Annotated in this window: 26 protein-coding genes and 1 pseudogene; 26 read left to right on the top strand and 1 reads right to left on the bottom strand. The window is 44.9% G+C overall.

The genetic code is table 11. From position 1 onward, the window contains the following. The first annotated feature begins 17 nt into the window (after positions 1 to 17). The 13 genes and pseudogenes from KH172YL63_RS13820 to KH172YL63_RS13760 all read left to right on the top strand — a co-directional run bounded on the left by KH172YL63_RS13820 (position 18) and on the right by KH172YL63_RS13760 (position 12,919). Positions 18 to 833 carry a purine-nucleoside phosphorylase gene (locus KH172YL63_RS13820; protein ID WP_173106650.1) on the top strand — a complete coding sequence of 272 codons (816 nt, stop codon included), beginning with the start codon at positions 18 to 20 and terminating at the stop codon, positions 831 to 833. Between the two features lie 43 nt (positions 834 to 876). Continuing rightward, positions 877 to 2,181 (top strand): pyrimidine-nucleoside phosphorylase, encoded by a 1,305-nt coding sequence (locus KH172YL63_RS13815; protein ID WP_173106649.1) that lies wholly within the window; start codon positions 877 to 879, stop codon positions 2,179 to 2,181. A 612-nt stretch (positions 2,182 to 2,793) separates the two neighbouring features. Then, the gene (locus tag KH172YL63_RS13810; protein WP_173106648.1) at positions 2,794 to 3,960 is read left to right on the top strand and encodes a D-alanyl-D-alanine carboxypeptidase family protein; all 1,167 of its coding nucleotides are present in this window, start codon (positions 2,794 to 2,796) and stop codon (positions 3,958 to 3,960) included. A gap of 121 nt (positions 3,961 to 4,081) precedes the next feature. Beyond that, positions 4,082 to 4,432 (top strand): anti-sigma F factor antagonist, encoded by a 351-nt coding sequence (gene spoIIAA / locus KH172YL63_RS13805; RefSeq protein WP_173106647.1) that lies wholly within the window; start codon positions 4,082 to 4,084, stop codon positions 4,430 to 4,432. 1 nt (position 4,433) lies between these two features. After that, complete coding sequence (gene spoIIAB, locus KH172YL63_RS13800; RefSeq protein WP_173106646.1) at positions 4,434 to 4,877, top strand: anti-sigma F factor; 444 nt, start codon at positions 4,434 to 4,436, stop codon at positions 4,875 to 4,877. 12 nt (positions 4,878 to 4,889) lie between these two features. Further along, complete coding sequence (gene sigF, locus KH172YL63_RS13795) at positions 4,890 to 5,654, top strand: RNA polymerase sporulation sigma factor SigF (protein WP_173106645.1); 765 nt, start codon at positions 4,890 to 4,892, stop codon at positions 5,652 to 5,654. A gap of 592 nt (positions 5,655 to 6,246) precedes the next feature. Continuing rightward, positions 6,247 to 7,509 (top strand): annotated as a pseudogene (gene ltrA, locus KH172YL63_RS13790) (group II intron reverse transcriptase/maturase). A 200-nt stretch (positions 7,510 to 7,709) separates the two neighbouring features. After that, complete coding sequence (locus KH172YL63_RS13785; protein WP_173106644.1) at positions 7,710 to 8,330, top strand: stage V sporulation protein AA; 621 nt, start codon at positions 7,710 to 7,712, stop codon at positions 8,328 to 8,330. Continuing rightward, positions 8,320 to 8,742 carry a stage V sporulation protein AB gene (locus tag KH172YL63_RS13780; protein WP_173106643.1) on the top strand — a complete coding sequence of 141 codons (423 nt, stop codon included), beginning with the start codon at positions 8,320 to 8,322 and terminating at the stop codon, positions 8,740 to 8,742. Before KH172YL63_RS13785 ends, KH172YL63_RS13780 begins: the two co-directional genes overlap by 11 nt. Before the next feature lie 21 nt (positions 8,743 to 8,763). Continuing rightward, positions 8,764 to 9,360, top strand: a complete 597-nt coding sequence (locus KH172YL63_RS13775; RefSeq protein ID WP_173106642.1) for a stage V sporulation protein SpoVABEA — start codon at positions 8,764 to 8,766, stop codon at positions 9,358 to 9,360. Then, entirely contained in the window at positions 9,326 to 10,804 is a 1,479-nt protein-coding gene (locus tag KH172YL63_RS13770; RefSeq protein ID WP_173106641.1) for a spore germination protein, read from the top strand. The genes KH172YL63_RS13775 and KH172YL63_RS13770 overlap by 35 nt, the downstream gene beginning before the upstream one ends. Positions 10,805 to 10,880: 76 nt before the next feature. Beyond that, the gene (gene lysA, locus KH172YL63_RS13765; protein ID WP_173108182.1) at positions 10,881 to 12,179 is read left to right on the top strand and encodes a diaminopimelate decarboxylase; all 1,299 of its coding nucleotides are present in this window, start codon (positions 10,881 to 10,883) and stop codon (positions 12,177 to 12,179) included. Between the two features lie 365 nt (positions 12,180 to 12,544). Next, positions 12,545 to 12,919, top strand: a complete 375-nt coding sequence (locus KH172YL63_RS13760; RefSeq protein WP_173106640.1) for a GNAT family N-acetyltransferase — start codon at positions 12,545 to 12,547, stop codon at positions 12,917 to 12,919. Between the two features lie 32 nt (positions 12,920 to 12,951). Here the strand turns inward: KH172YL63_RS13760 and KH172YL63_RS13755 are convergent, their stop codons facing one another. Then, positions 12,952 to 13,470 carry a DUF309 domain-containing protein gene (locus tag KH172YL63_RS13755; protein WP_173106639.1) on the bottom strand — a complete coding sequence of 173 codons (519 nt, stop codon included), beginning with the start codon at positions 13,468 to 13,470 and terminating at the stop codon, positions 12,952 to 12,954. 158 nt (positions 13,471 to 13,628) lie between these two features. Here KH172YL63_RS13755 and KH172YL63_RS13750 point away from each other — a divergent pair, with 158 nt between their 5' ends. From KH172YL63_RS13750 to KH172YL63_RS13690, 13 genes are all read left to right on the top strand, one after another. Further along, the gene (locus tag KH172YL63_RS13750) at positions 13,629 to 14,393 is read left to right on the top strand and encodes a segregation/condensation protein A (protein WP_173106638.1); all 765 of its coding nucleotides are present in this window, start codon (positions 13,629 to 13,631) and stop codon (positions 14,391 to 14,393) included. Then, on the top strand, positions 14,380 to 14,973 hold the full coding sequence (scpB, locus tag KH172YL63_RS13745; protein ID WP_269475154.1) for an SMC-Scp complex subunit ScpB: 594 nt from the start codon (positions 14,380 to 14,382) through the stop codon (positions 14,971 to 14,973). Before KH172YL63_RS13750 ends, scpB begins: the two co-directional genes overlap by 14 nt. Positions 14,974 to 15,170: 197 nt before the next feature. Next, on the top strand, positions 15,171 to 16,331 hold the full coding sequence (locus KH172YL63_RS13740) for a D-alanyl-D-alanine carboxypeptidase family protein (RefSeq protein WP_232066030.1): 1,161 nt from the start codon (positions 15,171 to 15,173) through the stop codon (positions 16,329 to 16,331). Beyond that, positions 16,324 to 16,917 (top strand): nucleoside recognition domain-containing protein, encoded by a 594-nt coding sequence (locus tag KH172YL63_RS13735; protein ID WP_173106636.1) that lies wholly within the window; start codon positions 16,324 to 16,326, stop codon positions 16,915 to 16,917. The genes KH172YL63_RS13740 and KH172YL63_RS13735 overlap by 8 nt, the downstream gene beginning before the upstream one ends. Beyond that, entirely contained in the window at positions 16,918 to 17,445 is a 528-nt protein-coding gene (locus tag KH172YL63_RS13730) for a spore maturation protein (RefSeq protein ID WP_173106635.1), read from the top strand. It abuts the gene before it with no gap. A 168-nt stretch (positions 17,446 to 17,613) separates the two neighbouring features. Then, on the top strand, positions 17,614 to 18,345 hold the full coding sequence (locus KH172YL63_RS13725) for a pseudouridine synthase (protein ID WP_173106634.1): 732 nt from the start codon (positions 17,614 to 17,616) through the stop codon (positions 18,343 to 18,345). Between the two features lie 254 nt (positions 18,346 to 18,599). Continuing rightward, positions 18,600 to 19,130, top strand: coding sequence for a thiol-disulfide oxidoreductase ResA (gene resA / locus KH172YL63_RS13720; RefSeq protein WP_173106633.1), 531 nt, complete (start codon positions 18,600 to 18,602; stop codon positions 19,128 to 19,130). A gap of 34 nt (positions 19,131 to 19,164) precedes the next feature. Next, positions 19,165 to 20,487 carry a cytochrome c biogenesis protein ResB gene (gene resB / locus KH172YL63_RS13715; RefSeq protein ID WP_173106632.1) on the top strand — a complete coding sequence of 441 codons (1,323 nt, stop codon included), beginning with the start codon at positions 19,165 to 19,167 and terminating at the stop codon, positions 20,485 to 20,487. Positions 20,488 to 20,665: 178 nt separating this feature from the next. After that, positions 20,666 to 21,841: a c-type cytochrome biogenesis protein CcsB gene (gene ccsB / locus KH172YL63_RS13710; RefSeq protein WP_173108180.1), complete on the top strand. Its 1,176-nt coding sequence runs from the start codon at positions 20,666 to 20,668 to the stop codon at positions 21,839 to 21,841. Positions 21,842 to 21,961: 120 nt separating this feature from the next. After that, positions 21,962 to 22,678, top strand: coding sequence for a response regulator transcription factor (locus tag KH172YL63_RS13705; RefSeq protein ID WP_173106631.1), 717 nt, complete (start codon positions 21,962 to 21,964; stop codon positions 22,676 to 22,678). After that, positions 22,675 to 24,441, top strand: coding sequence for an ATP-binding protein (locus tag KH172YL63_RS13700; RefSeq protein WP_173106630.1), 1,767 nt, complete (start codon positions 22,675 to 22,677; stop codon positions 24,439 to 24,441). The genes KH172YL63_RS13705 and KH172YL63_RS13700 overlap by 4 nt, the downstream gene beginning before the upstream one ends. Positions 24,442 to 24,694: 253 nt before the next feature. Further along, positions 24,695 to 25,249, top strand: coding sequence for an RNA polymerase sigma factor SigX (gene sigX, locus KH172YL63_RS13695; protein ID WP_173106629.1), 555 nt, complete (start codon positions 24,695 to 24,697; stop codon positions 25,247 to 25,249). Continuing rightward, positions 25,221 to 26,429: a hypothetical protein gene (locus KH172YL63_RS13690; protein WP_173106628.1), complete on the top strand. Its 1,209-nt coding sequence runs from the start codon at positions 25,221 to 25,223 to the stop codon at positions 26,427 to 26,429. The genes sigX and KH172YL63_RS13690 overlap by 29 nt, the downstream gene beginning before the upstream one ends. The last annotated feature ends 73 nt before the right edge of the window (positions 26,430 to 26,502 follow it).

The raw sequence follows: 26,502 nt of genomic DNA, 5'->3' as shown, positions 1-26,502 counted from the left end.
AAAAAGGAGTCAAGACAATGAACTACGAAAACATACAAAATGCAGCGAACCATTTGAAAAATCAATATACAGGAGCGCCGAAAATCGGCCTGATCCTTGGATCTGGATTAGGGGTTCTTGCAGATGAAATCCAAAATGCAGTAAAGATCCCTTATAAAGAAATTCCTGATTTCCCTGTTTCAACTGTCGCAGGCCATGCAGGACAGCTGGTATTCGGACAGCTGAACGGTCAGGAAGTTGTGGCTATGCAAGGGCGCTTTCATTATTATGAAGGATATGGCTTCGATAAAGTCACTTTCCCTGTACGGGTCATGAAAGAATTGGGTGTCGAAGTACTGATCGTGACGAACGCGGCCGGCGGGGTGAATGAGAACTTCAATGCAGGTGACCTCATGCTGATCACAGATCACATCAATAATATGGGTGGAAATCCACTGATCGGTGCCAATGATTCCCGTCTCGGAGTAAGATTCCCTGACATGTCTGAAGCATACAACAAGGAACTTCGTCAAAAAGCGAAAGAAATTGCTGAAAAGCTGTCGATCGAAGTTCAAGAGGGTGTATATGTAGGAAATACTGGCCCTACATATGAAACGCCTGCTGAAGTAAGACTTGCCCGTACACTTGGCGGAGACGCAGTCGGAATGTCCACTGTACCTGAAGTCATCGTGGCCCGTCATGCCGGGATTAAAGTATTGGGAATCTCATGCATTTCCAACATGGCTGCCGGAATCCTTGACCAGCCTCTATCCCATGATGAAGTCATGGAAACGACGGAAATGGTCCGTGCCAACTTCTTAGCATATGTGAAAGAAATCGTGAAATCCATCTAAGTCTGCAAGACAATGAACAATTTATGAAAAGTGGGTGAATACCATGAGAATGGTTGATTTAATAGAAAAGAAACGTGAAGGAAAAGAACTAAGTACCGAAGAAATCAAATTCATCGTGGAAGGGTACACAGATGGAAGCATCCCTGATTATCAGGTGAGTGCCCTTACGATGGCGATCTTCTTCAAAGATATGAGTGACCGTGAAAGAGCGGACCTGACGATGGCAATGGTTGAGTCTGGAGATCAAATCGATTTATCTGCGATTGAAGGCATCAAGGTCGATAAACACTCTACAGGTGGTGTAGGTGATACGACTACGCTTGTACTGGGGCCGCTTGTTGCGTCTGTCGGTGTACCTGTTGCGAAGATGAGCGGAAGAGGACTTGGGCATACCGGGGGAACGATCGATAAGCTGGAGTCGGTCGAAGGCTTCCACGTGGAAATCGAAAACGATGAATTCATCCGCCTGGTGAACAAAAATAAACTGGCAGTTATCGGACAAAGCGGTAACTTGACGCCGGCTGATAAAAAACTTTACTCACTGCGTGATGTTACAGCTACTGTCAATAGTATCCCGTTGATTGCAAGTTCCATCATGAGTAAAAAAATTGCGGCAGGAGCAGACGCGATCGTACTTGATGTCAAGACCGGTGCAGGTGCCTTCATGAAGACACTTGACGATTCGAAAGACCTTGCAAAAGCAATGGTGAACATCGGGAACAATGTCGGCCGTAAGACGATGGCGGTCATCTCCGATATGAGTCAACCGCTTGGTTTTGCAATCGGGAACGCCCTTGAGGTGAAAGAAGCGATCGATACGCTTAAAGGCGAAGGTCCGGAAGATTTGACTGAGTTATGCCTGACGCTTGGAAGCCACATGGTTTACCTTGCGGAGAAAGCATCGACATTAGAAGAAGCGAGAGAGCTTTTACAAAAGGCGATCGAAGATGGATCTGCACTTGATAACTTCAAGGTTTTCCTTGAATCACAAGGCGGAGATGCGTCAGTAGTGGACGAGCCGGCGAAGCTTCCTCAAGCGAAGTACAAAATCGAGCTTGAAGCGAAGGAAGACGGATACGTGTCTGAAATCGTAGCCGATGCAGTCGGAACGGCAGCAATGTGGTTGGGAGCAGGACGTGCAACAAAAGACTCAGTGATCGATTTAGCGGTTGGCCTAGAGCTTCGCAAGAAAATCGGTGACACTGTCAAAGCAGGAGATTCTCTTGTAACCATCTACAGCAATGATGAAAACATTGATCAAGTAAAAGAAAAGTTATACGAAAGCATCAAGGTGACATCTGAGCATGTGAATGCACCGACGTTGATCCATACAGAAATCACAGGTTGATTCTGACTAAGCCCTTGCCGGGAGAAAGTACTTCTCTCCGGCTGGGGCTTTTTTTTATTAGCCGGTTTTCGCATAGATTGTTGCTATTATTAGACGATAATGTGAGCATCTTAGGTGATTTGAGACTGTAGAATAAAAAATGCCATAGCGATGAATCAAGGGCAATGTACTTGAATAACATTGATCACTACTATTAAGAAGATGAATAAGCAGTTAATCCAGTGAATTTTTGGTTTTTATCTTCGATGGTTGATTGGAGCGGAAGATGCTCGACTCCTGCGGGAACTGATGGACAGGTGAGACCCCGCAGGACGAAGTCCGAGGAGGCTCACCGCCATCCCCGCGGAAAGCGAGCATCTGGAGCGGAAATCAACCGCATCTCGCTTGTTTAAAAGCCACAATATTCACTAAAACAGCCTTTTATTAACATCAATTGCAGTGGGCCTCCCCACCTGAAGATGCTTCCTCAATAATGAATTACTTCGACTTTCCCTCTCTCTACACCAAGATCCCCCACTCAATTTTTTACCAATGTTTGTATAAAAATGATACAGATGGAAAAACTGGGTCTATGAGTATTGTAATAATGAGACTTGATTGGAGGACAGTTTAATGAAACGTTTAGCGTATATAGTTGTTGTATTTGTTTTGACGGCATTTCTATCTCCTTCTATAGGATTAGCAGAAGAGAAGAAATCCGAATTGGCGGATGTTGCAAAATCAGCCATATTGATCGAACGTGATACTGGAACGGTCCTGTATGAGAAGAATAGTCATGAAAAGCTGGCACCGGCATCTATGACGAAAATTATGACGATGATGTTGATCATGGAAGCCCTGGAGGATGGCCAGATCAAGTGGGAAGATAAAGTGCGTGCAAGTGAGTATGCTGCTTCGATGGGGGGATCTCAGATTTTCCTTGAGCCTGGGGAAACAATGACGGTTGAGGAAATGTTGAAGGGGATTGCCATCGGATCTGCCAACGATGCGTCTGTTGCGATGGCTGAGCATATCGCCGGAAGTGAAGAAGCATTTGTCGGAGAAATGAACAAAAAGGCAACAGAGCTTGGATTGAAGGATACCCATTTTAAAAATCCTACCGGCTTACCGTCAAAAGATCATTACAGTTCCGCCCATGATATGTCGATGATGGCAAAGGAGCTTCTGAAATATGAAGGGATTACAAAGTTCACCGGCAGTTATGAATCCTATCTCAGGGAAGATTCGGAGAAGAAATTCTGGCTCGTGAACACGAATAAACTTGTTCGTTTCTACGACGGTGTGGATGGTCTGAAAACCGGATTCACGAATGAAGCGAAGTACTGCTTAACGGCGACGGCGAAAAAAGGGAATATGAGGGTGATCGCAGTCGTATTCGGGGCCCCGACGCCGAAGGAGAGGAATAATGAGGTCAGTAAAATGCTTGATTATGCATTCAACCAATATTCCACAAAACCTTTGTTCAAGAAGGGTGATACACTCGCGAAGGTGAACGTCTCGAAAGGGAAAGAAAACAAAGTGGATGCCGTCACAGACGAGCCGATTTCGCTTCTGACCCAAAAGGGTGAAAAACTGGATGAAGTGGAACAGAAGGTCACGCTTTCCGAAGAACTGAAAGCACCAATAAAAAAAGGTGACAAAGTCGGCACCTTGGTAGTCATGAATAAAGGAAAGATCGTAGTGAAAAGTACGCTCGTAGCCAAGAAGAATGTCAATGATGCAAGTTGGTGGGAGCTGTATAAAAAATCCTTTGGCCTTTTCTCAAAAGTAGGAAAGTGAATGGCGGCAGAAAATAACCTCTAATTATGACGAATTCCTTCTAGTTTTGTCAACGGGGAGGAATTCAACAAAAGAATAGCGAAATGACTCACTATACGACAGAGAAGGAGGCTTTCTGATAGTGAGTCTTGCTATTAACTTAGAAGTCAAAAAAGATGTACTTTGTGTCCGTTTAAGTGGAGAGTTGGATCATCATACAGCTGATGAACTGAGGGAAAAAGCTTCAAACCTGATTGAAGCTGAAAATGTAAAGCACATCATCTTGAATTTAGAGGAATTAAGCTTTATGGACAGTTCAGGTTTAGGAGTCATTTTAGGCCGATACAAGCAGATTAAACAAAAGCATGGTGAAATGGTCGTTTGTGCGATTTCCCCGTCTGTAAACCGATTATTTGAAATGTCCGGGTTGTTTAAGATTATTCGTCTTGAGCCGTCTGAAGAAAACGCATTACAAAGATTGGGGGTCGCCTAACGTGAGAAATGAAATGAGCATTCAATTCAGTTCTTTAAGCCAGAATGAGTCCTTTGCAAGAGTGACCGTCGCCTCCTTCATTGCACAATTGGATCCGACAATGGATGAGTTGACTGAAATCAAAACCGTCGTATCCGAAGCGGTCACAAATGCGATTATACATGGATATGAAAACAATCCGAACGGAACAGTGTACATATCCGTCATCATGGAGGAAGACGGGTATATCGACATGACCATTCGTGACGAAGGGGTCGGGATTGGGGATGTGGATGAAGCGCGCCAGCCTTTGTACACATCGAAGCCCGAACTTGAACGTTCTGGAATGGGCTTTACCATCATGGAAAATTTCATGGATGAAATTGAAGTATCATCACACCCAGGTACAGGCACCACGGTAAGGCTGAAGAAGCACTTGACCAATAGTAAAGCGCTATGCAATTAAGGAGTCGTGCCCATGGATGTCGAAGTGAAAAATGAAAAGGAACAGACCTTCTTAAAGGATCATGAGGTGAAGGAGCTCATCAAACAGAGTCAGGCTGGAGACCAGAGTGCAAGGGACTTGATCGTCCAAAAGAATATGCGTTTGGTCTGGTCGGTCGTCCAAAGATTCCTCAACCGGGGCTATGAACCGGATGATCTCTTTCAGATAGGCAGTATCGGGTTGCTGAAATCAGTGGATAAGTTTGATTTAAGCTACGACGTCAAGTTCTCAACATACGCTGTTCCGATGATCATCGGGGAAATCCAGCGCTTTATCCGGGATGACGGAACAGTAAAGGTCAGTCGATCACTGAAGGAAATGGGGAATAAAATCCGTAAGGCCAGGGATGAGCTCTCGAAGAAATTCGGAAGGGTGCCGACAGTCGGTGAGCTTGCCGACCATCTCGATTATACGGTTGAAGAAGTGATCATGGCCCAGGAAGCAAGCCGTGCCCCTTCATCCATCCATGAAACCGTGTATGAAAATGACGGGGATCCCATCACCCTTCTCGATCAAATTGCCGATCATAGTGATAACAAGTGGTTTGACAAGATTGCCTTAAAAGAAGCGATACGTGAACTCGACGACCGGGAGCGCCTCATTGTGTACTTAAGGTACTACAAAGACCAAACGCAATCGGAGGTGGCCGACCGACTCGGCATATCGCAAGTTCAGGTATCGAGGCTTGAGAAGAAAATATTGCAAACGATGAAAGACCATATGCATACAGACTCATGAATAACCATGCCGGATCACGATCCGGCATGGTTATTTATTGTGCGCCCGGCATGGGTGTAATCTATAGGGTGAGAGTCCCGAGCCGTGAAGACAGTTGTAGCGGTTAGCTTAACGCAAGGGTGTCCGGGGTGACCTGGAATCTGAAGGAAGCGGGCGGCAAACCTCCGGTCCGAGGAACACGAATCTCATATAAGGCTTGTTGCACTGGATGAGTCTGCAATACAAGATGAAGTCCGAACTGTCGAAGGTGCAGAAAGTAAATGAGGCGGATAGATGGAGGGAAAGATTACACTCTTACCCGGGGAGATCTGGCGGATACGCCTTGAACACTTGGTAACCGGAGAAGCGATTCTCCGCTGAACCGCCAGAAGTCAGCCGAGGTCATAGTACCGGCTTTTCTCGAGGAAGCCGGGAAGGACTGAACAATTAAGAGAGTGCCACGACCTGGCTCATGGTAACTGAGAGACTCACAGACAATCTGAAAAGAGCTGTCCATTTAGAGGTAACGGTGAATTCCGTGAGGGCTGGTGGAAGTGTGAGGCAGGGCCATCGAAAGAGGAAACGTGACACACGAAGGAAAGGAATATCAGTGATGTTGATGAATATGATTCTGTCTAAACCGAATATGCTTGAAGCACTGAAACGTGTAGAACGTAATAAGGGAAGCCATGGCGTGGATGATATGCCCGTACAAAACCTGCGATCGCATATCATGCGCGAATGGCAGTCGATTCGCAAGAATCTCCTTGGGGGAACCTACAAGCCGGACCCGGTACGTCGGATCGAAATCCCGAAACCAGACGGCGGCGTCCGGTTGTTAGGCATCCCAACGGTGACAGACCGTATGATTCAACAATCAATTGCCCAAATACTCTCCGGGATATACGAGCCGACCTTCTCTGATCATAGTTATGGGTTCCGACCAAATCGGAGTGCCCATGACGCCGTTAGAAAAGCGAAGATGTATATCCGGGAAGGATATCGCTGGGTTATCGATATTGATTTAGAGAAATTCTTTGACAGAGTGAATCATGATAAGCTCATGGGTCTTCTGGCGAAGAAAGTAAAGGACAAAGCACTTCTGAAACTGATTCGTTCTTACCTCAATGCAGGAATTATGATAGAAGGTGTAAAGGTGAAAAGCGAGGAAGGTACGCCACAGGGCGGACCTCTCAGTCCATTGCTTTCTAACATCATTTTGAATGAACTGGACCAGGAATTAGAGAAACGGGGCTACGTTTTATACGGTACGCAGATGATTGTAATATCTTTGTCCGTTCGCCAAAAGCCGGTAACCGGGTGATGACTTCAGTGACGACGTTTCTTGAGAAGAAACTTAAACTGAAGGTAAACCGAAAGAAATCTGCGGTGGATAGACCTTGGAGAAGAACGTTCCTTGGCTTTAGCTTTACATCGAATCGTAAACCAAAAGTCAGAGTTGCCTCCCAAAGTATAAAACGGTTGAAACAGAAAATCCGTTATCTAACTTCCAGATCTTCAGGATGGTCGATGGAGGGACGAATCAGAAAGCTGAACCAATATTTAATGGGATGGATCGGCTATTTTCAGCTGGCTGATACACATAGCATCCTAAAATACCTGGATGCATGGATCAGAAGAAGATTGCGAATGTGTCTGTGGAAGCAGTGGAAACTGCCGAAAACTAAAGTCCGTAACCTCATTGCGCTCGGCGTTCCAAAATGGAAGGCATATGAATGGGGAAATACCCGGAAGGGGATATTGGAGGGTCGCACAAAGTCCAATACTACACAGAACCCTTGGCAATTCCTTTTGGAATCGCCAAGGGCTCCTAAGTCTTATCGGTAGGTATGAAAGTCTTCGTCAACCATCTTGATTGAACCGCCGTATACCGATCGGTACGTACGGTGGTGTGAGAGGTCGGGGATTAATCATCCCCTCCTACTCGATTGTTTCTGATTTCCAATCTTTCGGCTGCGCCTGACGCCAGTTTGTTCCCTCTCATTACATAATTAATTTCCGTTAATCCATACTATTGATACGAAGGGAAAATCATGTATTCAGGAAGTGAGCTCAATGGAAGGAATCGTTTATATCCGCTTACGCCATCGAGTGCAGGTTAAGGAAAGAAGCAGGGTCACGCTCGGCCAGCTGGCGCAAATCATCGCACCTGAGGAACGTGTGTCAGATTTAAAGGGTATCCCGGTCCATCAGGTGACGCCTTCTGACAAGAATATTATCGTTGTCGATGTGATGAAGGTGATAAGGGGCATCATGGCGGGGCATCCTGATCTGGATATTCAGACGATCGGACCTGCACAAAGCATCATTGAAGTCGTTTATGAAAAGAAGAAGGTATCCCTCCCGTTATTCATAGGTGTATGGCTTCTATTGTTCGTTGGTGCGGCACTTGCGATCATGAACTTTCATGAAGATGTGAGTATGAGGGAGGTTCATCAGCGTCTGTATCATTTTGTGACTGGGGGAAACGACCCACATCCATTATTGTTTCAGATTCCTTATTCATTTGGACTGGGACTCGGGATGATCTTGTTTTTTAACCATGTTTTCAGAAAGAGATTAAATGAAGAACCGAGCCCGCTGGAAGTGGAAATGTTCAATTATCAGCAGGATTTAGATCAATACGTCATTATGCATGAAAATAAAGAAAGCCAGAGACATCTCGATGACGATTAATATTGTCATCACCGTATTTATCGGATTTGCAGGCGGATTGGCAGTAGGGTCCGGGTTTGTGGCTTTTTTAACAGTTTTGGGCATCATTCCCCGGTTGACCCAATTGACGAAAACGATGAAAATGATCCATTTCTACGAGCTCGCTATCATATTAGGGGCCCTGTCCGGAGTGTTTATCAGCTTAAATGAATATACCTTCCACTGTTCCCCGCTGGTATTGATCCCGCTTGGTCTCGCGAGCGGCACATTCATCGGTTTGTTGGCTGCCGCTTTGACGGAAGTGTTGAATGTTTTCCCGATCCTGGCTAAGCGAATCGGTATTGATGGCCAAATCGTCATATTAATTATGGCGATTGTGTTCGGTAAAATCTTCGGTTCTCTTTTTCATTGGCTCTACATGGTTCATCAATAAATTGTAAGGGCAGGGATTCGAATGGACAAAGTAAGGAAAGTGATTCTGGTCACAGACGGAGACGAATATGCAAAGCGTGCCATCGAATGTGTTGCTGCTCAATACGGGGGCCGTTGTATTTCAAGCTCTAAAGGGAATCCCTCTATTTTGTCTGGCCCGGAGATCGTGAAACTGATCAAAAGGGCTAAGAACGACCCTGTCTTTGTCATGTTTGATGATAGTGGATTCATTGGTGAAGGAGCAGGGGAGCGGGCGCTGAAACATGTGGCGAATCACTGTGACATCGAAGTGCTCGGCATCATCGCAGTAGCGAGCAAAACCCGTCAGGCCGAATGGACGCGAGTGGATATTTGTATCGATAAATATGGAGAACTTACGCCATATGGTGTCGATAAATTTGGAGTTCCGGAAATGGATGTTGGAAGATTGACAGGTGATACAGTTTATTGCCTTGATGAATTGAATGTACCGGTCATTGTCGGGATCGGAGACATTGGTAAAATGGCGAGACGTGATCATTACTCACAAGGTGCCCCAATCACGAGAAAGGCAGTGGAAATCATCTTAGAAAGGAGCGGCTATCATGACTCAAAAGACCAAGGAAACAGTGATTCCTAAAGATTTAGGAATGATTGAAGAGTATATGAAAAATCATGTCGGGCTGAAAAAGAGCTTCGATATAGGCGTGCGCAAACTCATGATTCTCAAAAAGGGCGTCCATTTCTACTATATCAATGGATTGACAGATGCCTCCTATATTATTGAAATCGTAGAGGAACTTGTAGAAATCAATGACAATGAGCGGGCGACGAGTAAATTGTATGACATTGTTTATAACCGGCTTGTCCATCAGTCTGTCGAACCCGTCAATACGATGGAAGAAGCAGTGGATGAAGTGCTCTCAGGCTTGATTGCCGTCTTTATTGAAGGCTATGCAGAAGCACTGATCGTTGATGTCCGTAGTTATCCCGGAAGGCAGCCGTCTGAGCCTGATACCGAGAAGGTCGTAAGGGGTTCACGTGATGGATATGTAGAGAATATCATCGTGAATACAGCATTGACGAGAAGGAGAATAAGAGATCCCCGGCTGAGATTCGAAATCTTTAGGATAGGGGAGCGGTCCAAGACGGACATTTCGATTGCATATATAGAAGATGTCGCGAATCCCAGTTTGATCGAAGTGATCAAGAAAGAATTGAAAGCCATTAAAATCGATGGTTTGACGATGGCCGATAAAACGGTGGAAGAGTTCCTTGTGAAACAGGGTTATAATCCATATCCACTCGTGAGGTATACGGAAAGGGCGGATGTCGCTGCCACACATCTATTAGAGGGGCATGTGCTGATTTTTGTCGATACATCTCCGAGTGTCATCATTACGCCAACAACGTTCTTTCATCATCTACAGCATGCGGAGGAATACAGGCAGTCACCTGCTGTTGGGACGTTTGTAAGGTGGACCCGGTTCGCCGGTGTGCTTGCTTCTTTATTCCTGCTCCCCCTCTGGTATTTATTCGTACTGGATCCTTCGTTGTTACCGGAGGTCATCAAGTACGTGGGACCGCAGGAACAAACCAATATTCCCGTGATCGTCCAACTGTTCATTGCCGACATGGGGGTAGAGATGTTCAGAATCGCAGCGATTCATACGCCTACTCCGCTATCAACCGCGATGGGCTTGATCGCAGCAGTGCTGATCGGTCAAATCGCCATTGATGTCGGCCTCTTTCAGCCTGAAGTGATATTATACGTGGCGGTCGCCTCGATCGGTACGTTCGCTACACCAAGTTATGAGTTGAGTGTGGCCAATAAGATGGCGAGGCTCCTGCTCCTTGTGTCGGTCGCCTTGTTCCATATTCCTGGCCTGATAATCGGGATAACGCTGTATATCCTGTTCGTATCGAATATCAAATCACTCAATACGCCGTATCTCTGGCCGCTGCTGCCTTTCAGCCCTAAAGCATTCATGCAGATTCTCGTGAGGAAGTCTGTCCCCGGTTCTAAAATACGGCCGAGTATCGTTCAGCCAAGGAATAAATATAAACAGCCGGCTAAATCATAGAATATTGCAACAATTAACGTTCTGTGGTAAATTACGTTTAATCAGAAGTGGATTAAAGAGGGGAATGAGTCGTTGCATGCATCTTCATGGTTCAGCAGAAATCGATCAAGATCATTTAACGATCGGAGGGGTGAGTACTGTTCAACTGGCATCACAATATGGTACGCCCCTATATGTTTATGACGTGGCATTGATCAGGGAAAGGGCAAGGAGCTTCAAGCAGACGTTTGATGCGCTTGGGGTCAAAGCGGAAGTCGCATACGCAAGTAAGGCGTTTTCCTGTATCGGGATCTTTCAGTTGATGAAAGAAGAAGGATTATCGTTGGATGTGGTATCAGGTGGGGAATTATTTACGGCGTTAAAGGCTGATTTCCCCCCTGGCCGCATTCATTTTAATGGGAATAATAAAAGCAGGGAAGAATTAGTCATGGCCATCGAGAACGATGTTGGCTGCATTGTGGTGGACAATTTCCATGAACTGAAGCTGGTGAATGAGGTGTCACACACCCTTGAAAGAAAAACGAAGATTCTATTAAGGGTCACCCCGGGGATCGAAGCTCATACACATGATTATATCTTGACGGGGCAGGAAGATTCGAAATTCGGCTTCGATTTGGGCAACGGTCAGGCGGAGGAAGCCATGAAGCTCGCTTCTCAATTGGATTCCCTCGATTTGCTTGGGCTGCATTGCCATATCGGATCGCAAATCTTTGAAACAACGGGCTTCATCCTGGCTGCTAAGAAAATGATTGAAAAAGTCGCTCAGTGGAAGTCCCAATATGATTTTCATCCAAAGGTGATTAATTTAGGAGGGGGCTTCGGGATAAGGTATACGAAGGAAGATGACCCGATCCCGCCTTCACAATATGTCGAAGAAATGATTTCAGCGGTGAAAGAGGAAGTCGAGAGGTTCAATCTTTCCATGCCGGAAATTTGGATAGAGCCTGGACGATCCCTTGTGGGGGATGCGGGGACAAGTCTTTATACCCTCGGGTCACGGAAAGAAGTACCGGACATCAGGATATATGCGGCGGTCGACGGAGGAATGAGTGACAACATCAGACCAGCCCTCTATAAGGCGAAATACGAAGCCGTATTAGCGAATAAAGCAAGCAGGAAAACTGAGGAAACCGTATCGATCGCAGGGAAATGCTGTGAGTCGGGTGATATGCTCATATGGGATTTACCTTTGCCGGCATCTGAATCAGGCGATCTGCTTGCCGTTTTCTGTACCGGTGCTTATGGATATGCAATGGCAAATAATTATAATAGAATCCCCCGTCCCGCTGTCGTATTTGTAGAGGATGGTAAAACTGCATTGGCTGTGAGAAGGGAAACATATGCCGATTTGGTGGCACGGGATGTCACATTCTAATCAGTGATACATAGTCTTTAAGTATATCGTACTTAAAGACTACTTTTCTGCTTTGGGAATTACATACTTTAACAAATTTCAATTTTGCTATACAATAGCTATGACATAAGAGAAGATCATACTGTTTAAATGAAGGAGTCAATCATGAAAATCGGTAATAAAGGGTTATTCTTGATATTAGTAGCAGCGGGCCTCTTCTGGGGTGTCATGTACTGGATGTTCATTGCCGACATCTGATGGGGAGAGATTTGCTTATTAAAAGTAAATTTAGTAAGATGAATAAACGTTCGTATCAATTAAATTTCTAGTTTTTGTCTATAATAGATCATAGAAAATATAGGCAAAAAACATAACGAGGGGTTAATATGTTAATTCGGTATAAAAAGGCGTTTGAGAAAATCGCAATGGGATTATTATCTTTCATGCCAAATGAAAAGGATTTAAAGAAGCTTCAGCAAACAATGAAGCAGTATGAAACTGAAGATAATTGGCAGCTCTTTTTATGGAAAGAAGAGGACATAGTAGGCTTGATAGGCGCATTCAAAACAGACAGCACTTTAGAAGTTCAACATATATCCGTTAATCCGTCCCACCGCCACGAAGGAATCGGCAAATCGATGGTGAAGCACTTAAGGGAGATGCACTCAGAGTTGGAAGTGAAACCTAATTCTGACACTGCTTCTTTTTTCGAGAAGTGTGATGAACCTGAACTGTGCAGTGAGAATCGGGAAGAACAATAAAAAAGAGGCAGACCACCTTGTAGTGAAGGGGGTCAGCCTCTTTTTTTTCTGAGCGCTTCGTTTCTTTCTGCGATCACATCGGACCGGTCACGCAAAGAATGCCGGTGGACGATTTCTGCTATGGAAAGATCGCTCGGTGCACACCAGGTGAAGCCGTGCGAATGGCAGAGTGCTTCTACCTTATTTATCAGGTCAGCCTGTGTTAATGGTAAGTTTATGCTATGATAAGGCTTGTTTTCGTGAATATCTTCAGTGACTTCCACCAGCATACTTTTAAGCATTTCGGTGTCCAGGCCAAGCTTTGTTAATTCTCCTTCATTCATTTCGATGTTGCGGATCGCTTTTATAAAGGTCCTGACTGCCCCGTGTGTATTCTTTCTTCTGTAATGATAGAAGCCGACTGCCACCTGGATGAGTCCCACCCAGTGGGAGGAGCGGTTCTTCGGGTCAACTTCCTTCCAGTATTCTTCCAGCACTTCGTGGCACTCAAAATAGTCACGATTTCCGTGGAAATACATCAGAAATGCTAAGTAGGCTTGAGGATAAGCCATGTAATCCCTCCAGTTGATGATAAGTAGTTAAATTGTAGCACAGTACCTTAAAGTAGGAACAGAGCGCGAGAAAAACTTTCTATTGGAGAATGAGTGTCAATCTACTATACTATTAAGTAGCTATCATGAATGAACGTATGTAGAAATTTGGTGATGAAGTGGAATACAATGTGAAAATTGACGCATTTGAAGGTCCCCTCGATCTTCTTTTGCATCTGATCAACTCTTTGGAAATCGATATTTATGATATTCCTATGGCTCAGATCACTGAGCAATATATGTTATATGTACAGACAATGAAGGATTTGCAGCTTGATGTAGCGAGTGAATATTTAGTGATGGCTGCTACACTTCTTGCGATTAAAAGCAAAATGCTGTTGCCTAAACATGATGATGACCTCCTGGATGATGAAATTGAGTTTGAAGAGGAAGATCCTCGTGATGAGCTGGTTGAACGGTTGATTGAATACCGTAAGTTTAAAGAAGCGGCAAATGAACTGAAGCACCGGGAGGAAGAACGTGGACAAGTATACACAAAGCCCCCGAGTGACCTTTCTGAGTACACGGAAGAGGTGGACTTGAAGAAGGGGGAAGCCCAGGTTTCATTATATGATATGCTGGGAGCTTTTCATAAATTATTAAGGCGTAAAAAATTGCAGAAACCAGTCCAGACACGGATCACAAGGCAGGAGATCTCGATTGAGAAGAGGATGGACGACATTCTGCAAAACTTACGTGGTATCAAAAAGCGCACATCCTTCACAAGCCTTTTTCAATCGGATAATAAAGAACACCTCGTTGTCACATTCCTTGCCGTGCTGGAATTAATGAAACGAAAACAAATCATAGTCAATCAAGAAAGCAACTTCACAGAGATATTTGTTGAAGCGGGGAAGGAGGCAGAACTCGTTGAGCATGATTAATTGGAAAGGGATCCTTGAGAGCCTGCTTTTTGCTGCAGGGGACGAAGGTTTATCCCTTAAACAAGTGTGTTCTGTTTTGGAAATCGAAGAGCATGAAGCATCAGACATCATAGAAGACTTGAAAAAAGGGTATGAGGAAGATCCGGATCGTGGCATTTGCATCATTGAAATCGCCGGCACCTTCCAATTGGTGACAAAAAAAGAAAATGCCGACTACCTAAAGAAACTGGTCGAGTCACCAAACGTCAGCTTTCTATCACAGGCAGCACTTGAGACGCTCGCCATCATTGCTTACAAACAGCCGATCACCCGTATGGAAATAGAGCAAATCAGGGGCGTCAAGACCGAACGACCGGTCCAAACCCTTATGGCAAAAGGGCTGGTGAAAGAAGTCGGCAGGGCAGAAGGAACCGGACGTGCCTACCTGTTCGGTACGACGAAAGAATTCCTTGATTACTTCGGGCTGAAGAGCATTGAAGAACTGCCACCTCTGCCTGAAAACGTCCAAGACGAATTCATGCAGGACGAAGCCGACCTGTTCTTCGAGAAGTTCCAGGAAACGATGGAAGCAAACGAATAGAAGCGGCCGAGAAAAACCGGACCCATACGATAAAAATCGAATGGGTCCGGTTTTTTTATTTGAAAGTACTATTCGCTCAATGAATTGAAAAGGACACTCCCTCCAAGATCAACCGTTTTTCCTTAAATTCATTCATATTGGTCCTTGTCCTGCATAAACTTGTACAAACACGTTACAGGAAAAAGGAGTAGATGGGCGTGAATCGTAAGAGACTGAAATTCTACATATATTACTTTCTGATATTTGTGCTGCTGTTTATTGCCGTCTCCAATCAGGTTCAGGCCGCACCTTCTGTCAGTTCCCAAAAAGCGATATTAATGGATCAGGAAACAGGAAGGGTCCTTTTTGAGAAAGACGCACACACGAGGAGCCGGATTGCAAGCATAACAAAGATCATGACGGCCATCTTGGCAGTCGAATCCGGGAAGCTTGAACAGGACGTGACGGTATCTTCCAATGCAGCGGGAACTGAAGGTTCCTCCCTTTACTTAAAGGCCGGGGAAAAAATCAAGCTTGAAGATCTTGTGTACGGGCTGATGCTGAGGTCTGGGAATGATGGGGCTGTGGCAATCGCTGAGCATGTAGGGGGGAGTCTTGAAGGGTTTGTATATATGATGAATGAAAAGTCAAAGGAAATCGGCATGGAAAATACGCATTTCGCAAATCCACACGGGCTCGATGACCATGAAGGTCATTATTCCACTGCCTATGACATGGCCTTATTAACAAAATATTCAATGGGTAATGAGCGGTATAGGGAAATAGCAGGGACCAAAGTTCATACTGCCCCTAATCCGGAAGAAAAGTGGGACCGGAAGTGGCGTAATAAAAACAGGCTGCTGACAGAGTTATATAAATATAGTACCGGCGGAAAGACCGGGTACACCAAACTGGCAAAAAGAACCCTGGTATCTACAGCATCAAAGGATGGGGAAAACCTGATTGCCGTGACATTAAACGGACCTGATGACTGGAATGATCATATGGATCTGTTTGAATACGGCTTTAAGGAATATGACTACAAAATCGTCCTGAATAAAGGGAAGATTAACAAAATGGAAGACGATGTATATAAAAACCATGTCTTTCTCAAGCGTGAATCAGTTCTTTCATTGACAGATGAAGAAGTGGAAGAGGTCAGGGTGGAATACAGGATGCTGAAGCCTGATGAAGGGTGGCTGAAAAATAAACAAGCACCTGATATTGTCGGCAAGGCAGTGGTCTATTTAGATGATAAGGAAGCAGACTCCCTGCCTGTCTATTTCAAGAGGGAAAGCCCAAAAGAAAAGGAGAAAAGCTGGTGGAAGTTCTGGGCGTTTTCCATTGAATCCATCATAGGGGTTAGGGATCATGGTTAATCTCATCTGGGTAGGCTTGACGATCATTGGGCTGATCTTTGCAATGGTGAATGGAAAGATGGCTGAGGTGAATGAAGCCATCTTCAGTTCGGCCAATGAAGCGGTCACACTCTGCATTGGTCTGGTCAGTGTCCTGGTGTTTTGGCTGGGGATCATGAGGATCGCCCAGGAAGCAGGACTCCTTGATAAGCTGGCTCAATTATTCAGGCCCCTGGTAACGCGGTTGTTTCCGGAAGTGCCGGCAGACCACCCTGCGATGGGGTATATCCTTTCTAACATGATGGCGAATATGTTCGGGCTCGGAAACGCGGCCACCCCTTTAGGGATCAAAGCGATGGAGCAACTGAAAGAGCTTAACGGCGGCCGGGACTACGCCAGCAGATCCATGATCACGTTTCTTGCGATTAACACGTCGAGCATCACCATCATACCGACGACAGTCATAGCCATCCGTATGAAATATGACTCTGTTTCACCCACTGAGATAGTGGGGCCGACTCTCATAGCAACGATGTTATCCACTATAGGTGCCATTCTGATCGATCGTTATTTTCATTACAGGCGTACTCGTCGAGAGGTGAAGTAGATGCACTTGATATCCACAATTTCGCTTTGGTTAATTCCGTTGATGATTGGTTTCATATTAATCTATGGAACCTTTAAAAAAGTACCGACGTATGAAGTGTTTGTGGAAGGCGGAAAGGAAGGGATCAAAATCGCCGTATCGATCATCCCTTTTCTGATCGGGATGCTCGTGGCCATCACAATCTTCAGAGAGTCAGGTGCACTTGAATTTTTCGTCGGTCTCATCCGCCCGGCCCTGCTCGCATTGGGGATCCCGCCGGAAATCGTTCCGCTTGCCATCATACGGCCGATTTCCGGGACAGCTGCCCTCGGAATGATGAGCGATATCATTTCAACTCACGGACCCGATTCTTTCATCGGCAGGCTGGCTTCGACCCTGCAAGGAAGTACAGATACCACCCTTTATGTTTTGACGGTTTACTTCGGTGCCGTCGGAATCAGGAAAATGGGTGATGCCCTTAAAGTCGGTCTCCTGGCAGATGTAATAGGGATCGTCGCTGCCATATTCATTGTAACTCTCATGTTCTGACATTGAGATGCCCGACTCTATTGACGGGCATCTTTTTTTATCCGGAGTATAAAGGCATAAAGAAAAAGACTGAAATGGTCGATTTTTCTTTATGCCTTTCTATTTTGCCTGGATTGTGTAATAATTCATGAAGACAAATGTATTGAAAATTAAAAGAGGTGAAAGACCGTGGAACGATTACAAAAGGTTATTGCTCACAGTGGAGTGGCATCCCGTCGTAAAGCAGAGCAATTCATAATAGAAGGCAAGGTCAAGGTCAATGGAAAAGTAGTGAAAGAACTCGGGACGAAGGTGTCTCAATCAGATCGCGTGGAAGTTGCCGGGGTTCAAATTGAAAGAGAAAATAAAGTATATTACATGCTTTATAAACCGAGAGGGGTCATATCAGCTGTAACAGATGATAAAGACCGTCAAGTCGTAACCGATTTCTTCCCTGAAATAGAAGAGCGAATCTATCCGGTCGGAAGGCTTGATTATGAGACTTCAGGCATACTGCTGCTGACAAACGACGGTGATTTCGCCAACTCACTCATGCACCCGAGCAACGAAATCGAAAAGACCTATGTAGCGAGATTAAAAGGCATCCCGCCAAAGTTTAAAATCCGTGAACTTGAAAAAGGGGTCAAGCTTGAAGACGGTATGACTGCTCCAGCTAAAGTGAAAGTTTTGAGCATTGATAAGAAACAAGGGAAATCCATCGTGGAAATCACGATCCATGAAGGCAGAAACCGTCAAGTTCGCCGGATGTTCGAGGCGCTTGGATATCCGGTTCAAAAGCTGAAACGTGAAAGGTATGCATTCCTCACCCTGCATGGACTGAATGCCGGTGAAGGAAGAGAACTGACGCCACACGAAGTGAAGCAATTAAGGACATTGGCTGAAACAGGAAGCATCCATTAAACGAATCATAGAAAGTGTCACATATCATTCATATAATTTACGCTGACTTTAAAGTGATAAATGATATAATGGGAAAGGAATTTTACCCTGTAAAAGTAAGGGCGTTTCCCTGCTTAGTATGAAGATATGACACATTAGACGGGGCAGGGACTGATTTCATAGGACATTCTATGACGTCAGGCCCTTTGCTACTGTAAAGAGAGAAAAAATTTCTGCAATCTTGAGAACGATTTCACAATGGGAGGCTCTCGTACATGAATAAGAAAAAACGCAGATTACTCATCCGGACTACCATCCTCATCGTGCTGATCTCCGCTGTGGCATATACGCTGTATGCGAACTTCACGAAGGATGAAAGAGGGATGCTGAAGGCGGGTGACAAAGCGCCGGATTTTGTCCTCGAAGATATGGATGGAGAAACACACCGTTTATCGGATTATAAAGGACAAGGCGTCTTCTTGAATTTCTGGGGAACATGGTGCAAGCCATGTGAAAGAGAAATGCCTTATATGAACAATCAATATGCGAAATATAAAGATCAAGGTGTACAGATTCTGGCTGTGAATGTCGGTGAATCCGATTTCCTGATTAACCGTTTCGTATCGAAACATGGCCTCGAGTTCCCTATTTTAGTAGATAAAGAAGAGGAAGTTCAAAATGCATACGGAATAGATCCGTTGCCAACCACGTTTCTCATCAATCCGGAAGGCGAGATTGAAAAGATCATAACCGGCACCATGTCAGAAGCGGATATCATTGAAGACTTAGAGAGCATCAAGCCATAACCCGGCAGTTTAACTTGATAGAAGGAGTTTTAACATGAAAGAGATCAAATGTGTATGCGGCCATGTGAACCCGAATGGAACCGTACTCTGTGAAGCGTGTGGACGGGCATTAACCGACGAAGCGATGAGCGAGAAACTTCATGACATGCGTTATGAAGGCAGTGCAAGGCGCTCTCAGACATATAACAAATCCATCATCGATAAAATTTGGAATTTCTTTTCTTCTGTAAAGGTTGGTGTGTGGCTGATTCTCCTTACCTTGATCGCTTCGGCAGCCGGAACGATACTGCCTCAGGAACAATACATACCAAATGGACAGCCGGCTGACGAGTATTATGGAGATGTGTACGGATTTTTCGGGGAAATATACTATGCTCTGGGATTTCATGATCTTTACAGTTCATGGTGGTACCTGCTTCTGATCGCATCGATCGGCATATCCCTTGTCATCGCCAGTCTTGACAGGTTTGTACCACTTTACCGGTCGCTGAAAAATCAGCGGGTGGCAAGGCATATCGGTTTCCTTGAACGTCAGCGGATTTATGGAAGAACAGACATCGTCATAAACGATGATACCATGGGGAAATTAAAAGAATCATTCGGACTGAAGAAATATCATGTGAGAGAAGAAGACGGCAACATCCTTGCAGAAAAGAATCGATTTTCCCGATGGGGTCCGTACGTGAATCATATTGGGCTGATCATCTTCCTTTTCGGAGGGATGCTTCGTTTTGTCCCGGGGATGTATATTGATGAAACCGTGTGGATCCGAGAAGGTGAAACAAGGGCAGTCCCTGGAACTGATCAGGAATATTATCTGGAGAATAAAGGCTTCATCCTTGAAACCTACGATAAAGACAAGGATAAAGAAGTATTTGGTGAAGCAATCGATAAAAACGGGACAATCGCGAAGAACTTCCAATCTGACGTCATTTTGTATAAAGAGTCGGGGGATCGCATTCCGGGCCAGAAAGCAGAACGGACGATAGAGCAGGAAGACTCGATTAAAGTGAATCATCCGCTTAAGTTCGGAAATTTTGCAGTCTATCAAACAAGTTATAAATTAGATGAATTCAAATCGATGTCTTTCACGTTCGATCAAAAAGAGTCAGGTGAAACCTTCGGGGAGTTTACAGTTGATTTATTCGACCCGCAGGATGAGTATGTATTTGAAGACGGGTATAAAGCAGAGTTGATGGGATATTACCCGGATTTTTCAGGTTTTAATGAACAGGGAGAACCGCAAACGAAATCTCCCCTTCCGAATAATCCAGCGTTTCTGTTCAAATTGTTCTCACCTGAAAAGCCTGAAGGTGAAATCAGTTTTGTAGGAGGGATCAAAATATCAGTTAGTTGATGGATCAGACGATCATATGGACGGCGGTCATCTGTAGCCGGCCATATCAGAAGAATATCAAAAACGGCGTTTGTAGTTAAAAGAGAAATAAACATGATCCTGGAAGGTACAGGAATAAACGAGCCAGAAGATCAACAACAAAAGGACGAAGTGAGGAGGAATGAAGATGTCGACAACAATGGCAGAGTGGAGCAGTAACTTACTATATGTTTCCTTTATCATGTATCTGATTGCAACGCTATTCTTTGGGGGGAGCATCCGCCAGAAGAATACAACGGAAACAAATCAGCGAAAATGGGGATTAATCGGAATTTGTCTAACACTAATCGGTTTTGCCTCTCAACTGGGGTATTTCTTTCTCAGATGGGGAGCTTCGGGGCACGCTCCGGTAAGTAATTTATTTGAATTTACAACGTTTTTTGGAATGATGCTTGTAGGTGCATTCATTATTCTTTATTTTATGTACAAAACCACCATCCTTGGGGTCATTGCACTCCCATTTGCCCTGCTGGTGATTGCCTATGCGAGCATGTTTCCTAAAGATATCAGCCCGCTGATCCCGGCGCTGCAAAGTGACTGGCTGAAAATCCATGTCACGACTGTATCTGCCGGGGAAGCGATTCTTTCCATCAGCTTTGTTGCAGGATTGATTTACTTACTGAAATCCGTTCAGCATACAAAAGGAAGCAAACAATCCTTCTGGCTTGAGACAGTTATGTATTCGATGATTGTTGTATTGGGGTTCGTCGTTGCTTCAACTGCTTATACACTTTCGGGTTACGAAGCAAACTTTCAATATGTGAATCAGCAAGGGGAAGAGGCTGTCTCTGAGTATACGCTTCCGGCGATCGTCGGTCCGAATGAAGGGCAGTTATTGACAGAAGGTGTAATGGAGCCTCTTGTTGAAATGCCTGCTCTGATCAATGCGAAGAAGTTGAATACCGTGCTGTGGTCGCTCATGGTAGGTACCGGCATTTACCTCATTCTTCGCTTGCTTTTCAGAAAGCGCATCGCTGCGAAAATCCAGCCGCTGGTGAAAAATGTGAATCTGGATCTGATGGACGAGATCGGCTACCGCTCTGTGTTGATCGGCTTTCCGGTGTTCACCCTTGGCGGACTGATCTTTGCCATGATTTGGGCACAGATTGCCTGGACCCGCTTCTGGGGCTGGGATCCAAAAGAGGTTTGGGCATTGATCACGTTCTTGTTTTATGCGGCGTTCTTGCACCTTCGCCTTTCAAAAGGTTGGCACGGTGAGAAATCCGCATGGTTGGCTGTCATTGGTGTAGCCATCATATTATTCAATCTGGTGGCAGTCAATCTCATCATTGCAGGATTGCATTCATACGCTTAAACATTCTTAAAAGAATGGGGGAGCTGGCACTTGGAGAATGATATTCTCTTTGAGTCAGCTTCTTTTTTCATATAATATATAGGATAGAATGGATTAATTAGACAAAAGGGGGACCTTCCCATGGAGGAAAACATTCGTATTTTAGTAGTAGATGATGAAGATCGCATCCGCAGATTGCTGAAGATGTATCTTGAAAGAGAAAATTATGAAATTGATGAAGCCGAAAATGGAGAGCAAGCGTTGGAAATGGCACTTGAACATGATTACGATTGCATCCTGCTTGATATCATGATGCCTGGAATGGACGGTATCGAAGTGTGTAAATATCTTCGTGAAAGCAAGGCGACACCTGTCATCATGCTTACTGCAAAAGGTGAAGAAGTGAACAGGGTACAGGGATTCGAAGTAGGGACAGATGACTACATCGTGAAGCCTTTCTCTCCACGGGAGGTCGTGCTGAGAGTGAAAGCCTTATTAAGGCGCTCGGCGAAATCCAATTTCATTCAGGCCGATACAAAAGCGAAGGACTTGATTGTCTATCCGCATCTAACGATTGATAATGATGCCCATCGTGTTTCTGCAGATGGAATCGACGTCAACTTGACACCGAAAGAATACGAGCTCCTTTACTTCCTTGCAAAGGCCCCTGATAAAGTATTCGACCGGGAGCATCTGCTCAAGGAAGTGTGGCATTACGAATTTTTTGGTGATCTCCGAACAGTGGATACCCATGTGAAAAGGCTGAGAGAAAAGTTGAATAAAGTATCTGAAATGGCTGCGAAAATGATCGTCACGGTCTGGGGAGTCGGGTATAAATTCGAGGTAACGAATGAATGAGGCTTTGGAGAAGCGTAGTCGGAAAGCTATGGGTGACCATCCTTCTGTTGGTTTCCTTCGTTCTATTCATCCTCACGATTCTTCTCCTGGAGTTCTTTCAGAATTACCATGTCGACGTCGTTGAAAAGGAATTGACCAATACGGCAGAGAAGGTGGCGAGGGTCATTGAGAACCATAATGACCTGGATCTTGGCTTGGAGCTTGGGAAAGAAATCATTGATGAACCTGTCAATATCATCATTACACTGAATCAAAATGAATCATTATATTCCCATGATTCTTCCGAGTTTCAGCAGAAAATCCATCAGTATATTTCAGAAGACAACAGTCTGCAGGCGGTCAAAAAGAAAAAAAACACTGTGAAGAAAGAAATTGAATTATCATCTGATATGACTGCGAATCGTTATGAAAATGTGATGATTGTCGGGACGCCCCTCCGCATCAACAATGAAGACGGTGCGGTGTATTTGTATCAATCACTGGGCGTCATTAAAGATACGACCCGGCAGACGACAAAGTTAATTTTGCTCGCAGCAGGGATAGCTATCATTTTGACGACTATTTTTGCCTTCTTCCTTTCAACAAGGATCACGGCCCCTCTCCGTAAAATGAGAGAGGCAGCCTTTGAAGTCGCAAAAGGAAAGTTTGATACAAAAGTACCGATTTTAACGAAGGATGAAATCGGTGAACTGGCAACCGGTTTCAATCAGATGGGCAGACAGTTGAAATTTCATATCAACGCATTAAGTCAGGAAAAAGAGCAGCTTTCCTCCATCCTGAGCAGTATGGCTGATGGCGTCATTACCTTTAATCGGGACGGCACCATCCTGATCACGAATCCACCGGCAGACCGGTTCCTGCAACAGTGGTATTATGAGCAGAGCGAAGACAGCGAAGGAGCGATTCCGACGACGGTGAAAGAATTATTGCAAAGCGTCGTCGTCACCGAAATGGAACAAACCGATGAATTAAGTCTCCAAGGTCGATCCTACGTCGTCATCGTCAGTCCGCTCTACAACAACAACACGATAAGGGGTGCAGTTGCCGTCGTCCGCGATATGACGGAGGAGAGAAGGTTGGACAAGCTCCGGAAGGACTTTATTGCCAATGTTTCCCATGAATTACGGACCCCGATTTCGATGTTGCAGGGATACAGTGAAGCGATTGTGGATGACATCGCCGGTTCCGAAGAGGAAAAGAAGGAAATCGCCCGCATCATATATGATGAATCGTTACGGATGGGCAGATTGGTGAATGACCTGCTTGATCTTGCCCGAATGGAAGCGGGTCATATCACATTGAATAAAGATGTGATCAGAGTCATGCCTTTCACCGAAAGGGTAACGACTAAGTTCATTGGCCTTGCAAAGGAGAAGAAGGTATCAATTTCCTTTGAGAGTGATGTGAACATCAAGCAGGAAAGTGTAATGGATCCCGACCGGATTGAACAAGTATTGACCAATCTGATAGATAACGCACTCCGGCATACGCCTGAAGGCGGCGAAGTGACCGTGGTGTTGACCGAAAGTAAGGGCGGCTATCTCTTCCATGTAAAAGATACCGGATCAGGAATACCTGAAGACGACTTACCGTTTGTCTTCGAGAGGTTTTATAAAGCGGATAAAGCGAGAACGAGAGGGAAATCCGGTACGGGCCTCGGCCTGGCAATTGCGAAGAATATTATAGAATCCCATAAAGGTCATCTTCACGTCCAAAGTAAGGTGAACCAAGGGACAACCTTCACTTTCTTTCTTCCTAATTAGCTAAGAATCGAGGATCTACACAGAAACTTGACGATTTTTCTTGTTACATGGGAAACATTCTTTAAACGGTGCAAACGCTGTTGAAAAAACCAACAAGGGGGTCCTCTTGTTGGTTTTTCTACATGTCCTTCCCTATGCTTGACAGGGGATACCCAATCTCGCTCTTTCTTTTTCTTCCTGAAAATACTATATTGATAGTGTGTAACATTTTTACATAAACTTACGACTAATCATTTGACGGGGAGGGAATCAGATGGACTCCGTTTTTGAAAAATTATATGCCGACTATCACCAGGATGTTTATCAATTTTTGGTCTATATGGTGCAGAATAAGCAGTTGGCGGAGGATCTTGTCCAGGAAGTGTATATCAGGGTGCTGAAGTCCCATGCGAACTTTCAAGGGAAAAGCACCGAAAAGACTTGGCTTTTTTCCATTGCGAAAAATGTAGCCATTGATCATTTCAGAAAGCAGAAAAAATGGAAAAATCGCGTGTTGGATAAATTCGATTGGAGCCGTCATGCTGTAAGGGATGATGAAGCGCTTCCGGAAGAAATCGCCATGGCGAATGAAGAAATAAGAGTGCTATACGACTGTCTGAAGCGCTGTTCGACAGACTATAGAATGGTGATCATCATGAGATACTTGCAAGAACTCTCAATCATTGAAACAAGCGAGGTCCTCGGCTGGTCTGAAAGTAAAGTGAAAACGACCCAGCACAGAGCCATCAAATGGTTAAGGCTTGAAATGAATGAGCGGCTCCCAAAGGAGGGAAGAGACATTGAAAAAGTCAGAATGGAAAGATCGTGATATCGAAGAACTCGTCAAAAAGCTCCCTCATATAAAGGATGAACGAGATCCACGGACGATATATGCACAATTAGAACGACAAAGTAAGAAGAGACCTGCTTTGACAAAGAGGTTCGTGCCGGCCATAGCTGCACTTGCAGCCCTTTTCATCCTCGTATTGCTGGCGCCTGCGTTGATTGGTCAAATGGATGAAAAAAGCATGGAAAATGCAGAAATGAGTACATCCGATTCGGCTGGCAGCAGTGGAGAAAATAAAAAAGTCGAAGAAGAACAGCTTTCTGAAAAGGAAGAGGCGCCAAAGCAAAACATGTCGTTAATGGAAAGCTATGATGCAGAAGAGAGCACTGAAATCTCGCCTGAAGTGTCCGGGCGGGAACGGTTGTCCCTTTATGAAGAAGATTTAAAAGGGAATCACTTTTATACATTCGGTCTCGTATCCAAGGATGCAGTTCCTGTCCCGATATCAGTCATAGATCACGAATCAGGGGGTGATTGGTTGACGAGGCATGAGCAGATCGCCGGAAAGTTGCCAGAAACCGATTGGGGGCTTGAGGATTTCCTCCCCTTGAAAGGAGAATTCAGCTTGAAAGACAAGACGGTCATGTACCGGTTGGCTGCTGACCACCCATACAGCGGCAGCAGCGCAATGGAATATGCCTTTTATTATTCCCTGTTGTATTCTTTCCAACATAAGGGGATGAATGAGATCATGCTTCAGACGGAGGATGGTTCTGTTCCCCAATTCAGTACCATGGGGGAATTGAAGGATATAGACTTGAAAGATGAAACCCACTCGGCATACTATATGTATTCTCCAAATGACAAAGACCGCTTTCTCGTGACAGATAATATTGAGCGGGAAAGTGTAAAGGATTCCATTCAAGCGATGAAGGATCCCGACTCAGACTTGTTTCAAAGCGTCATTCCCCATCATGTTGAAATCAGCGTGGAAGAGTCTGATGACGTGATCGCTATCCGCTTTCAAGATGAATTGGACCTGGATGCATTGGGTGAAACAGCCGGCCTTGAGATGATCGAAGGGATGCTACTTACATTGAGAGGTTTTGGCATCGAGAAAGTACGATTTGAAAATATCAGGCAGGAAAGCTGGAACGGATTTCTTTTCAATGAACCCGTTGAAACCCCAATCAGCCCCAATAAAAAGATGATCGTCAACTGACATACTTAAAGCCCAGAAACTGAATGAATCCGTTTCTGGGCTTTTTTGTATGGAAAGCACAGCCCCCGCGATT

This window comes from Bacillus sp. KH172YL63, from assembly GCF_011398925.1.
Lineage (GTDB): Bacteria > Bacillota > Bacilli > Bacillales > Bacillaceae_B > Rossellomorea.
The sequence above is the reverse complement of the archived record's forward strand: the minus strand, read 5'-3'. Positions and strand labels throughout refer to the sequence as shown.

Bases quoted from the DNA above. Each gene is read 5' to 3' on its own strand.
- KH172YL63_RS13820 (WP_173106650.1), top strand. From the start codon at position 18: ATGAACTACGAAAACATACAAAATGCAGCGAACCATTTGAAAAATCAA.
- KH172YL63_RS13815 (WP_173106649.1), top strand. From the start codon at position 877: ATGAGAATGGTTGATTTAATAGAAAAGAAACGTGAAGGAAAAGAACTA.
- KH172YL63_RS13810 (WP_173106648.1), top strand. From the start codon at position 2,794: ATGAAACGTTTAGCGTATATAGTTGTTGTATTTGTTTTGACGGCATTT.
- sigF (WP_173106645.1), top strand. From the start codon at position 4,890: ATGGATGTCGAAGTGAAAAATGAAAAGGAACAGACCTTCTTAAAGGAT.
- KH172YL63_RS13785 (WP_173106644.1), top strand. From the start codon at position 7,710: ATGGAAGGAATCGTTTATATCCGCTTACGCCATCGAGTGCAGGTTAAG.
- KH172YL63_RS13780 (WP_173106643.1), top strand. From the start codon at position 8,320: ATGACGATTAATATTGTCATCACCGTATTTATCGGATTTGCAGGCGGA.
- KH172YL63_RS13775 (WP_173106642.1), top strand. From the start codon at position 8,764: ATGGACAAAGTAAGGAAAGTGATTCTGGTCACAGACGGAGACGAATAT.
- KH172YL63_RS13770 (WP_173106641.1), top strand. From the start codon at position 9,326: ATGACTCAAAAGACCAAGGAAACAGTGATTCCTAAAGATTTAGGAATG.
- lysA (WP_173108182.1), top strand. From the start codon at position 10,881: ATGCATCTTCATGGTTCAGCAGAAATCGATCAAGATCATTTAACGATC.
- KH172YL63_RS13760 (WP_173106640.1), top strand. From the start codon at position 12,545: ATGTTAATTCGGTATAAAAAGGCGTTTGAGAAAATCGCAATGGGATTA.
- KH172YL63_RS13755 (WP_173106639.1), bottom strand. From the start codon at position 13,470: ATGGCTTATCCTCAAGCCTACTTAGCATTTCTGATGTATTTCCACGGA.
- KH172YL63_RS13735 (WP_173106636.1), top strand. From the start codon at position 16,324: ATGGTTAATCTCATCTGGGTAGGCTTGACGATCATTGGGCTGATCTTT.
- KH172YL63_RS13730 (WP_173106635.1), top strand. From the start codon at position 16,918: ATGCACTTGATATCCACAATTTCGCTTTGGTTAATTCCGTTGATGATT.
- resA (WP_173106633.1), top strand. From the start codon at position 18,600: ATGAATAAGAAAAAACGCAGATTACTCATCCGGACTACCATCCTCATC.
- resB (WP_173106632.1), top strand. From the start codon at position 19,165: ATGAAAGAGATCAAATGTGTATGCGGCCATGTGAACCCGAATGGAACC.
- ccsB (WP_173108180.1), top strand. From the start codon at position 20,666: ATGGCAGAGTGGAGCAGTAACTTACTATATGTTTCCTTTATCATGTAT.
- KH172YL63_RS13705 (WP_173106631.1), top strand. From the start codon at position 21,962: ATGGAGGAAAACATTCGTATTTTAGTAGTAGATGATGAAGATCGCATC.
- KH172YL63_RS13700 (WP_173106630.1), top strand. From the start codon at position 22,675: ATGAGGCTTTGGAGAAGCGTAGTCGGAAAGCTATGGGTGACCATCCTT.
- sigX (WP_173106629.1), top strand. From the start codon at position 24,695: ATGGACTCCGTTTTTGAAAAATTATATGCCGACTATCACCAGGATGTT.